The sequence below is a fragment of the Paenibacillus sp. HJGM_3 genome (assembly GCF_045062745.1).
In the GTDB taxonomy this organism is placed as follows: Bacteria; Bacillota; Bacilli; order Paenibacillales; family NBRC-103111; genus Paenibacillus_AA.
Genome location: NZ_JBJGED010000010.1, coordinates 140300 through 153337, shown reverse-complemented (window position 1 = coordinate 153337; position 13038 = coordinate 140300). Strand labels below are relative to the sequence as shown.

Genomic DNA, 13038 nt, shown 5'->3' with positions numbered 1-13038 from the left:
CTGACAGGCGATTCATTTCTCCGTATCATAGCACGAACGCCGTACGCCCGTCTGCTCCTAGTGAAACGACTGCCAGAACGAGCCTTCCTTGTTGATAATGCCTTCAATCATCCGGAACGGGATGTTGAACGTCGGGAAGCCGGCCGCATAAGGGGCAATCTCATACGGGGCGAAATACAGGTGCAGCGCATCCTCCGTCACATAGAACGGCTGATCCGGCGAAATTCCCTTATAGGTGTCGGGGAACACATACGAATACTGCGGATCCGTCTTGATCATTTTCCCCACGATCTCGCTCAGCACTTGCACATAGGGGCTGCCCGGCTTGAACAAATCCTGCAGCTCATAGAACTCTCCGGTTTTCAAATTCAAATTGGCGTATATCATCGAAGGCATGCCGTGCGCGGCGCCGAAGGGGTAGTTGTAGCCGTTCAGCTGCAGGACAAGCAAGTTCTTTTTGAAAAATCCGATCTGAAAATCGCCCGTGTAGCTGTATTCGAGCTGCTGGTCGGCGGGAATCGGCTTGAGCTGGGACAGCGCCTTCAGCTTCTCGTTAACCTCCCGCTGCACCTTGGCGTCCTCCATGCCCTCCACCTGCGGGTAATACACGAGGTAATTCCGGTTCGGCTTGTACTTGCCCTCCTTCACCCGGAGCGTGCCTGTGAGCGGAATGACCGTACTCGGCCGCCATACAAGCCTCCCCCACCGGTCGTAATACGACTGCCTCTGATCCACATTGGCGCTGATCAGCGAGCCGACCCAACGCAGGGTGCCGCTGCCCTCGACCTTCGGAGTGTGCGGGGCCGGACGGCCGTTGCGGTCGATGAAATATACCCGCTGGCCGTCATCGGCGGAAGCCATGCCGTTTTTATAAGGCTCGATGCCGTAAAACATATAGTCCGTCAGCAGGTGACCCCGGTTCGATTCCGCGAGCGCATATTTGGAGCCGATGAACGGCTGTTCCGGATCGATCGCCTTCCCTACCGCGATGCGCTGATCGCCCAGCCACTGGATATCGTTGTATTCCGGCGGCAGGATGTACTTGCCGTTCCGGTCGATCAGCCCGTACTTATTGCTGACCCCGCTTGAAGTATTGACGATCGCGCGACCGCCTTCAAAAGGAAGCGCCATCGCGTAACGCGGGCTGATGACGACTTGGCCCTGCTCGTTCAAGTAGCCGTACGGGCCGTTCTGCGCCTGCTGGAACGCCAGCAGCCCTTCTCCGAGCGGGCCGACATAGGGGTAATGGTACGTGGTGAGCCGCCGTCCGTCCAGACCGATGAGGGCGTACTCGTTTTCGCGGATCTGGACAACCGCTTTGCCGTTCCGGAAATCGCCCGCAGACTGGAGCACCGGCGGAATAACGATGTGTCCTTGCAAATCCAAGTAGCCGTACTTGGACATCTCACCCATGGGTGTGAAGAGCGCCCGGCCGTCGTGAAACGTTCCGATATACGAGAAGGGGTGCGGCGTCAGCACATGCCCGGACTCGTCGATAACGCGATACCCTTGCCCGTCGCTCACGGCTGCCCGGCCTTCGGAGAACTCCGTGATCGAAGCGAAGACGGGTTTCACCAAGTACTCTCCCGATAAGCGGATAATTCCGCTTCGGCCTTGCACATCGACGATCGCCAACCCGTTTTTCTGAAAATCATGCGCATAATCGAACTGCGGCCGGATGAAGACGGCGCCCCGATCGTTGATATAGCCCCACCGGGTTCCGTGCGTCGTCATAACGGGAATCGGGTATAGCATCGCCGCTTGGAACGGTCGAGCGAACCTGGGATCGTCAGGCCAGGCGACGGGCGGATAGTACGGCGCCTGCGGGTACGGCTGCACCTGGAAATGGACCGGATGGCCGCTCCACCCGGCATAAGGATCAAACCACATCTTGTTCACACATCCCATCTCTGTCTTATGTCAACAGAGTATGGGCATTCGACCCAATCGGTGCCACACGGCCGCCGTCAACGTGAAAACCTCCCGCTATCGCCCCCGAACCGCCGGGTCTCGGCAGCGCGGGAACGATAACAGGAGGTTAGCGGATCGTGAATGGAGCCGGCTTCACCCGAATCAGCAAATGCACGTTTTTTTCTTCACGCCCCGCTTGCCGGCCGCCTCGACTTTGCGAATATACTCCGCGGCAAGCGGGACTTTGCACGCGGTATCCCCCATGTTGACACGCACCGCGCCGATCTGCTTGGCCGCATCCTCCGCTTCCTCATGCAGCGCCTCCACAAACGATCCCGTGCAAATGACGAACATGTTCATCGTATAGCGCACCCGGTTCGGCTGCTCGTGGATCGTCTCCCGCACGCGCTTCAGCAAGCCGCGAATCTCTGTCAAGTCCAGCTCCTCGTCCGGCGTCACGCTCAGGTAGTTCGCATATGTGCTCCAGCCGCATGTTGCGACGAACTCCTCCTCCGAATCGATCCATTCCCTCGCCAGCTCTACCCCATAGGCGCTCTCCGCCGCGAGATTCGCCACCGTATACTCGGCAAGCGTGTAGCAGTAGGCGCTTTTCACCCAGCTCTGCAGCATCGGCTTCGTCACTTGACCCGGATCCACGGTCAGCCCGGCCAAGTACATCGCGTCGTAATGACCCGTCTCATACAGCTTCGCCGCAAGCGCCTGGTCCTTCTTAACCGCCTTCACCAGCTTCTTCATATCGCCGATCTTCACGCCGGACACAGGCTCCATCGCCCCGTGGCGAATGAGCGTCCGCTTCGTCTGCTCCGTTCCGAGCGCTTCCAGCTCCTGCATTACGTTTTCCAGCTTCATCATCCGACCGGCCTCCTGGTATCCATATCGTCATATTGTACCATAGATCCGTGCGGTCAAGCAGACGGGGCGATTCGTATTGCTAATTAGGGACGATTTTGATACAGTTAATGTAGAGTCCTTTTGATAAAAGTAACTTTTTTCATAGCGCTAAACTAACCTAACCAAATGAAAGGCTGGTTCCCCATGACCGACAAATCTGCCAAGATGTACATTCCGACCGAAGAGGGCCAGCTTAGTCTGCTCCTGAACCGGGGCGGCCCCCGGTCCGGCGCCGGACGGAAGCGAATCGGCCAGACGAAGAAAGTGTCCGTCACGCTGCCTGAGGAACTGTGGGAGGCGTTCGAGCATAAAGTCGAGGCGGCCCGGTCCACCAAATCCGAAGTCATCCGCGCTATGATCGAACGTTATATGAAGCATGATTCGCATGAACCCATCGAAAGCTAGGTGAAGCCATGATCGCCCTACTGTCCCAGAACGAGCTGCTTAAGGCGCTGCAGCACGCGGCCAAAGCGATCGAGCCGTCCGGTCCGCTGCCGATTCTTGCGGGCGTTCTGCTGGAGCTGCATCCGGAACGGCTCAGCGTCACCGCCAGCAACACCAAAGTTATGATTCAGGTCGAGGTTCCGCTGCTGCCGCGCGACTCATCCGCCAGTGATTCACACGTTCACCGTGTCGTCGTGCCCGGGCTTTATTTGCTGGAGACGGTTCGCAAGCTTCCTGCCGGCGAAGTCCGGATCGAGCTGGACGACCGGCATCAGTTGACGGTCCGGGCCGACTCGACCGTCGTCCGGCTAAGCGGCGCTAGCGCCGAAGAATTCCCCCTCATGTCTGGCTTCGGCTCGCCGGACCGCACGGTCCGGATGACGAATCGCATGCTGAAGGCCGCGATCAGCCGCGTTTCCTTCGCCGTCTCGGCAACGGATACGAGGCCGCTCCTCACGGGGGTGCTCTGTACGTTCGATACGGACAAGGTGAGGCTGCTGGCCACGGACAGCATCCGGCTCGCCTCGCATACGCTGGAGCTTCCGGCCGACCGCCTGGACGCGGCCCCCATCGAAGTCGTGGTCCCTGGCGCAACGCTATCCGATTTATGTAAAATGTTAGTGAACGACGACGACATGACCGAAATCGAGATCGACCCTAACCGGATCCGGTTCCGCAACAACTCGTTCCGGCTTTCGTCCGTGCTGCTCGAGGGGACGTTCCCGCCGACCGACAAGCTCATTCCGCGTGCGAACGTGACCGAGCTGATCGTGAACGCCCCGCGCCTTGTACTGGCACTGGAGCGAGTCTGTCTGCTGGCCGGCGCAGAAGCTCTTGTCCGGCTGGAGGCCCGGCCGAATCAACCGCTGCGCATCAGCTCGATGAACAGTGACGCAGGAGATGCGGTGGCGGAGATTCCGCTTCACAGCCTGCACGGAGAGCCGAGCACCGTCTTCTTCAACGGCCGCTATATGGCCGAGCTGATGCGCGCCCTGGGCGACGCCGATGCCAGCATTCGCCTGACGGGCGGCATGAGCCCGCTCGTCATTCGGCCGGCCGAAGTCCCGACGCCTCTCTATCTGCTGACCCCGATCCGTACGCGGGAAACACAATCCGCGTGACCGGCCATCCCCTAACTACAAGGAGCTGAACCGCTATATGGCGCACAACCGCCGCTTATATACCGATCAAGATTTTCAAGAAGCGATGGAGAAACAAACTCCAATCCGGGTTTTTCAGAATGACCACATGATCGGCTCCGGAGCCGTGATCACAAGATTCGATGACGTCACTGTCGTGCTGCAGGCCGGGGTAAGCGAAGTCGCTTACCACTCGCGAACGGCTTGCGAGTTTTATGAGATGAAGCGCAGATAGCGTGATCCCTTTGAGCTGCGGGATGAGGTTCAATCCATCATGGCCAGCTGATTGTCGACGAGCGTCCTGGCCGCTTGGGCGAAGTAACCCGGGTTGAAGCTCTCCCGCGACATGTAGGCGACCATCATGGCTCCGCTCACCAGCATGCGCAGCTGTTGGGCGAGCTCTTCCGGATTGTGCGCGCCGGCATCCCGGGCGATCTCCTCGATGCGCCGCCACAGAAAGTTGCGGCCTTCGACCGCCGCCGCGTGACCCGGATGGCCGCATTCCGGGAACTCCACCGCCGTATTCATGAAGGCGCAGCCCCGATACCCGGGACTGCTCATGCGTTCGACCAGCCGATCGATGGCGTACATGAGCTGCTTCACGGGAGCATGCGGATACAGCCGCCGGCCCTCCTCCAGACTGGCCATGCTGGCGCTTTGCTTCTGTTCCAGATAAGCGACGATGAGATCGTCCTTGGTGGCGAAGTTGCGGTAGAAGCTGGCCTTGGCCACCCCCGATTCCTGAATGATTCGATCGATTCCCACCGCCCGAATGCCTTCCTGATAAAACAAGGCCGAAGCCACGCGCAGAATGCGTTCTTTAGCCGTCTCTCTCTTTACGGTTTCCATCGGAACACCTCATCCTTTTTCATGACAAAGGTAATTTATGGTTGACACGAGACAGACCGGTCTGTATGATTGGATCATGTTGTCAATGAGACAGATCTGTCTACCTCATTGTAAAAAACGATCCGCTCTGTGTCAACCGATCTTCCGTTAGACGCTTGTACTCAATCTTAAGTAAGAGAGGTGTTCATCCCCGTATGAATCCGACTTCCGATCCGAGAAGATGGTGGTCCCTGGCCGTGCTCTTGACGGCCGCCTTCATGGTCGCGCTCGACATGTTCATCGTCAACGTATCGCTGCCCTCCATCCAGCGCTCACTGGCGACCGACTTCGGCCAACTGCAGTTCATCGTAGCGGGTTATGTGCTGAGCTATGCGGTGCTGCTCATTACAGGCGGCAGGCTGGGCGACTTGTTCGGCCGCAAAAAAATGTTCCTCGTCGGCGTCGCCGGCTTCGTCCTGTCGTCGGCTTGGTGCGGCTTCTCCGGAAGCGCGTCCATGCTCATCGCCGCCCGGGTGCTCCAGGGGATCTCCGCGGCAGCGCTTATGCCGCAGGTGCTCTCGCTTATCCAAGTCATCTTCCCGGTTGAGGAACGCGGCAAGGCGCTTGGCCTCTTCGGCGCAGTGCTGGGCGTCGGGGGCATCAGCGGACAAATTATCGGCGGCCTGCTGCTGCAAGCGAACTGGTGGGGGATGGAGTGGCGCCTCGTCTTCTTGGTCAATCTTCCGGTCGGCATCCTCTCGCTCCTTTTCGCAGCCGGAATGTTGAAAGAATCGTACGCGCCCGAAAGGAAACGACTCGATACGGTGGGAGTCGGTTTCGTCTCCGTCGGACTCGCGCTGCTCGTCTATCCGCTCGTCGTGGGGCTCGAGAACGATTGGCCGCTCTGGGTCTACGCGAGTTGGGCCCTCTCCCTGATCGTGCTGACGCTGTTCGTCCGGTTCGAGAACCGGCTGCTCCGCCGAGGCATGGCTCCCCTGATGCCGACTACGCTGTTCGAGACCGCCTCGTTCCGGTACGGCATGCTCATCGCCCTAGTATTCTACAGCGGCAATGCGGCGCTCTACTTCATGTTCTCCGTGTTCCTGCAGGCGGGCATGGGGATCGAACCGCTGCATACCGCCTATATGTTCATCCCGCTCGGGGTCGGCTACTTCCTGGCGTCCCTTCTCACTCCCCGGCTGCAGAAGCGGTTCGGCCTTCGCGTGCTGCAATTCGGCACGGTAGGGATGGCGGTCGGCTATACCGCGCTCATCATGGTGGTGGAAAATGCCTCAATCGAATGGATGCACATGTTCGTGCCGCTCCTTTTGGCCGGGGCCGGGCAGGGAGCCGTCGCTTCTCCGCTCATTCACACCGTGCTCGCCGGAGTGCGGGGACCGCACGCGGGTGCGGCCTCGGGGGTGCTCAGCACGTTCACCCAAGTGGCGTCCGCCATGGGGGTCGCCGGCATCGGGACGCTGTTCCAGAGCTTGTTGACGCGTTATAACGCGACACAGTCTCCAAAATCGGCCTACGCGCACACGATGCAGTGGAGTCTGGCGCTCGTCATCGGGCTGACGGCGCTCACTTGGCTGCTGATCACCGCCTTGATGCGCGCCCGGAACCGGGCCGCGGCTCGGTCCGGTGAATCGTCGCCGGCAGCCTCGTCTGCTTTGACAGAAGGGCAGGTATTCCCGGCCATAGATTGACCTCCAGCTCGAACTGACCCCAAATTGCTCTCACACATGTATGGAAAACCAATAAAAGAAAAAATTGCCGTTATTCTCGGAAACATCGGTTTTTTCGGGTGATTAAAGGAAAAATTTTCAGCTATTGCATAAAAACGAGCAGAAATTCGGTTCTTTGGTAAAATTGAGGGAAAATTTTTCCTCTAAGGCCCGAGTTTGGAAGTTTTGATTTTCAGTTAGAGGAAAAAAATGCAGTTATTCAAGCCGCTCGAAAGTCCCAACGTACTCGGTTATCGTTGAGAAAACATAGGGACTGTTCCGCACAGGATGCGAAACAGTCCCTTTTATACGTTGCCATTGTGGCAACATCCAGTTGATCTTCTAGCATATAAAGTCCCGAGCTTCAACGCTTCCCCTTGCCGGAACCGCTGTCGTACTTCTCCCGCTTCTCCTTCAGCAGACGAAACATCTCCAAGCTGTCCTTCAGATGCCTCGCTTCCTCCGGAGTGAGCTCCTCCGTCATCCCGTCTATGTAAACCTTGGCCGCCGGGTACGGCTCATCCGATACCGACTTCGTCTCACCGAGCAGCAGCCAGTCGATCGTGACGTCATACAGTTGGGATAACTGCGTCAGCGTGTCGTTATCCGGCTGCGACTTGTCGTTCTCGTACTTGGAGATGGTTGTGAAATTCAAACCCAAAATTTTGGCCACTTCATGCTGCGTCAATCGTTTATTGTTGCGGGCTCGCTTCAATCGGGCTCCGAACGTCATGCTTGTTCACCTCTGACCCAAGTATAGAGCATTTGAAATATCTTCAAAATAATGTTGAAGATTATTCTATTGTTGGGTTATAATTTGAAATATATGCTAGGAGTATATGGGAAATATTGATAGCTTCCCTCAAAAAAGGAGAATTCGGATGTCCTTTATGATTTTGAGAGACCCTCTGTTCAAATGGTTTTTTCTCGCCGGAGTTGTCGTCTTCTTCCTCTGTTTCCTCATCGAATACCAAGTGCGCCGCAGAAGCAAACGCAAAGCCGAAGATAATGCTAATCGGAACCAATACCAGGATCACTTCAAATAAGGCTAAGGAGGGGCGCCGGTGCAGCCTGAGTTCATCGAACGAAGCCTAACGCCCGATCCGGAGAATCGGCGGGACACTGAGGTTTACACACAGGAGCTGGACGAGCTGGATGCGGCCATGCGCAGTGCGTTATGGAAGCGGAATGTACTGGAGATCGCCTTCGGGAATGGCCATTGGACCGCCCGGCTGAGGACAGCCGCCAATCCGATCCCCCGGCTGACCGTCGGAACCCCGTTACAGCTGACGAAGCCGCCGTATTCCGCATGGTACCCCGGGAATGCTCCCGGGACGTATGACTTTGCGAGCGTGGCGGGCGACTGCGACGCAGGCATGGCCAACTTTTGGCTGGCTCACGTCCACCCAGCACACCGCAGGTCGTTCCTGGATGCGTTTCACCGCAGAATCGGCTACGATGCCTCCGTCTTTATGGCCGACTATGTGAGTACCGATGGCATAGGAGGTGAGCGCACGTCGACGAGCTGCGCACCGTACTTTTTCGAGGATCATCTGCTCGGCCTGTTCGAGCCGTATACGCGAGAGCTTCATCTTCACATCGGCAGCACCTTCTGGTATGTTTATTACGATGCGGCCCCTTGCTCGGGGAAGCTCCATTCTTGAGACCTAACCGAGGTGACTACTCTGGAGACGAAGCCTATGTCGGAGGAAGAACGACTGGATATATATGACGAGGACGGCCAATATGCGGGGACGGCTCCGCGGAGCGTAGCGCACGCCGAAGGCTACTGGCACCGCACGTTCCATTGCGTGGTGCTGCAGCGGGACGCGGGTGTCGATTATGTGCTGTTTCAGAAGCGGCATACGCGCAAGGATACGAATCCCGGCAAGTTCGATACGACGTCGGCCGGGCATCTGCTCGCGGGCGAGACACTGGAGGACGGCATTCGCGAGCCTCAGGAGGAGCTGGGCATCGCGGTCACGATGGACGAGCTGATCCCGCTGGGCGTCGTCCGTCATACGTACTTGGAGCCGGGCATCATCGACCGGGAAATGTCCCACGTCTTCTTACTGATCAACACACTTCCGCTAATCGCCTATCGGCCGCAGCTCGACGAGGTGTCCGGGCTCGTGCGCATTCGGCTGGAGGATACGCTCGCCCTCTTCCGGGGCCGAGTCGACTATGCCCGGGCCACCGGACTGGAGTGGGCCGAAGACAGCGGCCATTGCCGCGAGGTGGAGTATTCACTGCGCACCGACGACTTCGTCGACCATGGCGGCGAGTACATCCGGATGCTGGAGCGAATCGTTCCTCATGCACGGGCACAGGCCGACAAAGAGCAGGGCGACCGACCATCTTAACCGGATGGCCGTCGCCCTTTTGTTTTGCGAGCGAGGTTGGTCAGAACGCCCACTTCTCGAGCCGGTACGCCATCTCCCAGAACGCATGCTCGTATTGGCTGCTGATCAGGAACTGGCGCTTCAGTCGCTCCCGTTCCCAATCGGGGACCCGGGCCGCGAGCTCGTCCAGGCGATCGATCTGTTCCTGCACCACCTCGCGGAACCGTTCGGAGCCGTACGTGCCGATCCATTCGCGATAGATCGGTTCCTCGGGAGCCGCGCCTTTCAATCGATCGCCGATCTCCAGATACAGCCAGTAGCACGGCAGCATGACCGCGACGATATCGCCGATATGCCCGGTGTACGCCGCCCGCAGTAGATGGGACGTATAAGCGTAAGCGGTCGGCGCCGGTTGGAATGCCGCCTTCTCCTCCGGCGTGATGTTCAGCAGCCGGGAGAACTTCTCGTGCAGCGCCAGCTCGGTGTTATAGGTGCCCTGGATATGCAGCGCCATGCGGCCGGACGTATGCAGGTCGTGCGCCTTTGCCGCGCCGAGCCCTTGGACTTGCGCGAAGACGGACAAGTAGTAGGAATCATTCAATACATAATAGCGGAAGCAATCGAGCGGCAGCGACCCGTCGGCGATGCCTTGGATGAACGGATGCCGGAAGCTCGCTTCCCAGCTCGCATCGGCCTCCTGGCGCAATAACTCGGTAAATTTCATCGTTCTCCCCTAACCCTTTCAAGTTCAAAGCCGTATTAATAGCCGTATCAACTATCCTTCATAGCGGACATCGGTGACGGATAATAACGGCGCGTCCCAGCCCAGCCGAATGACGGCCCAGCCCAACAGGAGCCAGTACAGGACGAAACCCAAATCCGCAGCCGAGAACCCCAGTTTATAATAGTACGTCCGCTGCTTGGCCGATGCGAAACGCTTCGCTTCCATCGCCACGGCGATGCGCTGCGCGCGGCGGATCGCCTGCGCGAGCATCGGCACCGCGTACGCCTTCAGAGTGGCGAACGGCGCCTTCCAGCTGCTGCGGGGCGGAACCCCGCGTACGATGAGCGCATGGCGGAGGGTCTGAGACTCCTCCACCATCATCGGCAGGAGCCGAAGCGCGGCCATGAAGCTGTACGCATACCGCGCCGGCAGCCTCAGCTGCTGCATGAGCGAGTAGAACAGCGACACCGGCCGGGTCGTCAGGCCGAAGAGCATCCCGATCAAGGCGAAGTGAAACGACTTGAGCCCGATGTGCAGCCCGCGGTAGAAGCTCTCCTCCGAGATGCGGATAAGGCCCCAGTGGAACCAGGTCGTATCGCCGAGCCCATAGAACATCATGGACGACATCGAGGAGACGACGAGAATAATCGTTGGCAGACTGAATAGCGTGAGCCGCCGCCAGGGTTGTCCGGTTCCGAACAAATACAGCGCGAGCGGCACGGCGGCGCCGTACAGCAATACGTTCACATTGTTCTGCATAAGGACGATGAGGAAGATCGCGACCGCCACGATCAGCTTCAGGCTCGGATTCACCCGGTGCAGCCAAGTCTCGCGTCCTCTCCAATTCAAGTCCACGCCAAGGCGCCCCCTTCCTGCCTTGCCGGATCTCCCGCCGGAGCTTGAACGCGCTCGTCTCGCACGAGCTGTCCGGCCTCTACCGTCCATACACGGGTGGAGAAATGCGACACGATATACGGGTCGTGCGTCACCATGACGATCGTCGTGCCCTGCCGCCGTTGGCGCTCCAGCCGTTCCAGGATCGCGAACGTATTGCGCGCATCCTGTCCGAACGTCGGCTCGTCCAACAGCAAGGCGCGGTGCCGCTTCACCGCAGCCGCAGCCACGCTGAGCCGCCGCTTCTGGCCCAGCGACAGCTGGTACGGATGATGGCCGCGGCGGTGGAGCAGCTCGAACTCCTCGAGCGTCCGCTCCACGCGCGGTCCGATCTCGGCCTCCGGCACACGGGCCGCTCGGAGCGTATAGGCCACCTCGGCTTCGGCCGAGTTGGTCACGAATTGGTATTCCGGATTCTGGAATACGAGGGCGAGCTCCCGGGCCGCGAGGCCCGACTTGCGCGTAACCGGCTGCCCGAGCAGCGTGTACGCGCCGTCCGTGCGGAGAAGCTGGAGCAGCCCGAGCAGCAGCGTGCTCTTGCCGGCGCCGTTTTCGCCGACGATGGAGATCCACTCGCCGGGGTGGACCGCCGCCTCGTCTACATGAAGCTTGACGGTCTTCCCGCGGTAGACCGTCCAGTCCTGCAGCGCGAGCAGCGGTTCGGACGAGCCGGCCGCGCTATTGGCGCGCTCCGCCATGATAGATCGATACCGCTCGCTCGCCACATAAGCTTCCCACGTCCCCGGCAGCCATATGCCGTCGGCGTCGAGCTCCCGCTTCATCCGCCCGAACACCGCCTCACGCGGGCCGTCGGCGACGACAGCGGCCTGGGCGTCGAACACGACGACCCGGTCGACATACTCAGCGACCTCTTCGATCTTGTGCTCGACGATGATAAGCGTCTTGCCGGCGGTCGCCGTCTTCAGCGTGTCCCACACTGTCTTCGTGCCCGCCTCGTCGAGCAGCGCCGTCGGTTCGTCCACGAACCAGACATCGGGGTCGAGCGCCAGCACGCACGCGATGGCAAGCCGCTGCTTCATGCCTTGCGACAGCGCCTGAATCGGCGTATGAACGGCATCGAGGCGCAAGCCCACTTGCGCAAGCAGCGCCTCGATCTTCTCCTGCATCCGCTCGCGCGGCACCTGCATATTTTCGAGTACGAACGCCAGCTCTTCGTCTACGTACGGCATGCAGAACTGCGTATCCGGATCCTGGAACACGAAGCCCCAGGAAGCCGGGATACGCTGGCTTACGGTCTTGACCGGCATCTCGATCGAATGGGGGATAAGCCCGGACAGCACCTGGAGCAGCGTGGACTTGCCGCAGCCGCTCGGCCCGAGCAGCAGCACCTTCTCCCCGCTTCGTACCGACAGCGACACGTCGCGGAACAGGAGCGACTCGCTACCCGGGTAAGCGAGACGCAGCCCTTCTACCGCTACCGCCTCGCTCATGGCCGGTTGAGCAGATCGTAATCTGCCCGGCTCGGCGGACGGACGAGGTTCGTCACCCCGGTCGCTTCGAGCGCGCGGACCAAGTAGTAGGCGAAGACGCCGCAGATGACGACCGACCCGATCATGCGGCAGACGAGCAGCAGTGTGACGTTCCAGACCGACAGATCATCGATGTAGTTGTAGTACAAGTCCATGAGCAGGGAGCCGACCGCCGAAGCGACGCCCGCCAGTGAAGCGGCTGTGACGGAATACCGGCGGTACCGGAACAGGGCGAACACCAGCTCGGCGAACAACCCTTGCAGCACTCCCGCCATAAAGACGGAGACGCCCCACTCGGAGCCTGTGATGAACTCGCCGGACGCCGCCGCGAGTTCGGCGAGCAGCGCGACCCCCGGCTTGCGGATAATGAGAAACGCAACCGTCGCCGCCATGAACCACATCGGGTAAATGAGCTGGTCCACTTGCAGCCCCCACGGCTTCACCGCGTAGTACAGCGGAGACCACAGCTTATAGACGATGCCGAAGACGACCGCGATGACGACCGTGACAAGAATGTCGGTCAATTTCAACGGTTTGAACATGGTTAACCTCTCCTCCAATATCGTATTGGCCCCACAATTGCCCGTAGGAAGCAAAAAATCCACCCTCGCGAGAGGGTGGATGAAC

General features: G+C 59.4%; 15 protein-coding genes. 7 read left to right on the top strand and 8 right to left on the bottom strand.

The window, feature by feature from the left end; genetic code table 11:
- Positions 1–57: 57 nt before the first annotated feature.
- Entirely contained in the window at positions 58–1890 is a 1833-nt protein-coding gene (locus ACI5FR_RS13525; protein ID WP_405455111.1) for a WG repeat-containing protein, read from the bottom strand.
- Between the two features lie 183 nt (positions 1891–2073).
- Positions 2074–2781 (bottom strand): DNA alkylation repair protein, encoded by a 708-nt coding sequence (locus ACI5FR_RS13520; protein ID WP_405455110.1) that lies wholly within the window; start codon positions 2779–2781, stop codon positions 2074–2076.
- Between the two features lie 186 nt (positions 2782–2967).
- Here ACI5FR_RS13520 and ACI5FR_RS13515 point away from each other — a divergent pair, with 186 nt between their 5' ends.
- From ACI5FR_RS13515 to ACI5FR_RS13505, 3 genes are read left to right on the top strand one after another with little or no spacing between them, the layout of a single operon-like run.
- Positions 2968–3228: a ribbon-helix-helix domain-containing protein gene (locus ACI5FR_RS13515; protein WP_405455050.1), complete on the top strand. Its 261-nt coding sequence runs from the start codon at positions 2968–2970 to the stop codon at positions 3226–3228.
- A gap of 8 nt (positions 3229–3236) precedes the next feature.
- On the top strand, positions 3237–4388 hold the full coding sequence (gene dnaN, locus ACI5FR_RS13510) for a DNA polymerase III subunit beta (RefSeq protein ID WP_405455049.1): 1152 nt from the start codon (positions 3237–3239) through the stop codon (positions 4386–4388).
- A gap of 37 nt (positions 4389–4425) precedes the next feature.
- Positions 4426–4641 (top strand): hypothetical protein, encoded by a 216-nt coding sequence (locus ACI5FR_RS13505; protein ID WP_405455048.1) that lies wholly within the window; start codon positions 4426–4428, stop codon positions 4639–4641.
- A gap of 29 nt (positions 4642–4670) precedes the next feature.
- On the opposite strand, the gene ACI5FR_RS13500 is transcribed toward ACI5FR_RS13505, so the two are convergent.
- Positions 4671–5255: a TetR/AcrR family transcriptional regulator gene (locus ACI5FR_RS13500; protein ID WP_405455047.1), complete on the bottom strand. Its 585-nt coding sequence runs from the start codon at positions 5253–5255 to the stop codon at positions 4671–4673.
- A gap of 194 nt (positions 5256–5449) precedes the next feature.
- Here ACI5FR_RS13500 and ACI5FR_RS13495 point away from each other — a divergent pair, with 194 nt between their 5' ends.
- A complete protein-coding gene (locus ACI5FR_RS13495) occupies positions 5450–6943 on the top strand; it encodes an MFS transporter (RefSeq protein WP_405455046.1) in 1494 nt (497 codons plus the stop codon).
- Between the two features lie 382 nt (positions 6944–7325).
- Here the strand turns inward: ACI5FR_RS13495 and ACI5FR_RS13490 are convergent, their stop codons facing one another.
- A complete protein-coding gene (locus ACI5FR_RS13490) occupies positions 7326–7694 on the bottom strand; it encodes a helix-turn-helix domain-containing protein (RefSeq protein ID WP_405455045.1) in 369 nt (122 codons plus the stop codon).
- A gap of 148 nt (positions 7695–7842) precedes the next feature.
- On the opposite strand from ACI5FR_RS13490, the gene ACI5FR_RS13485 reads away from it, so the two are divergent.
- From ACI5FR_RS13485 to ACI5FR_RS13475, 3 genes are read left to right on the top strand one after another with little or no spacing between them, the layout of a single operon-like run.
- Positions 7843–8007 carry a hypothetical protein gene (locus ACI5FR_RS13485; protein ID WP_405455044.1) on the top strand — a complete coding sequence of 55 codons (165 nt, stop codon included), beginning with the start codon at positions 7843–7845 and terminating at the stop codon, positions 8005–8007.
- An 18-nt stretch (positions 8008–8025) separates the two neighbouring features.
- Positions 8026–8625 (top strand): hypothetical protein, encoded by a 600-nt coding sequence (locus tag ACI5FR_RS13480; RefSeq protein ID WP_405455043.1) that lies wholly within the window; start codon positions 8026–8028, stop codon positions 8623–8625.
- 36 nt (positions 8626–8661) lie between these two features.
- A complete protein-coding gene (locus ACI5FR_RS13475) occupies positions 8662–9324 on the top strand; it encodes an NUDIX hydrolase (protein ID WP_405455042.1) in 663 nt (220 codons plus the stop codon).
- A 40-nt stretch (positions 9325–9364) separates the two neighbouring features.
- Here ACI5FR_RS13475 and tenA read toward each other — a convergent pair whose 3' ends face one another.
- The 4 genes from tenA to ACI5FR_RS13455 are packed head-to-tail and all read right to left on the bottom strand — an operon-like array spanning position 9365 to position 12953.
- Positions 9365–10027 (bottom strand): thiaminase II, encoded by a 663-nt coding sequence (gene tenA / locus ACI5FR_RS13470; RefSeq protein ID WP_405455041.1) that lies wholly within the window; start codon positions 10025–10027, stop codon positions 9365–9367.
- A gap of 51 nt (positions 10028–10078) precedes the next feature.
- Positions 10079–10882: an energy-coupling factor transporter transmembrane component T family protein gene (locus ACI5FR_RS13465; RefSeq protein WP_405455040.1), complete on the bottom strand. Its 804-nt coding sequence runs from the start codon at positions 10880–10882 to the stop codon at positions 10079–10081.
- Positions 10873–12372 (bottom strand): ABC transporter ATP-binding protein, encoded by a 1500-nt coding sequence (locus ACI5FR_RS13460; protein WP_405455039.1) that lies wholly within the window; start codon positions 12370–12372, stop codon positions 10873–10875. The genes ACI5FR_RS13465 and ACI5FR_RS13460 overlap by 10 nt, the downstream gene beginning before the upstream one ends.
- A complete protein-coding gene (locus ACI5FR_RS13455) occupies positions 12369–12953 on the bottom strand; it encodes an ECF transporter S component (protein ID WP_405455038.1) in 585 nt (194 codons plus the stop codon). The genes ACI5FR_RS13460 and ACI5FR_RS13455 overlap by 4 nt, the downstream gene beginning before the upstream one ends.
- Between the last annotated feature and the right edge of the window lie 85 nt (positions 12954–13038).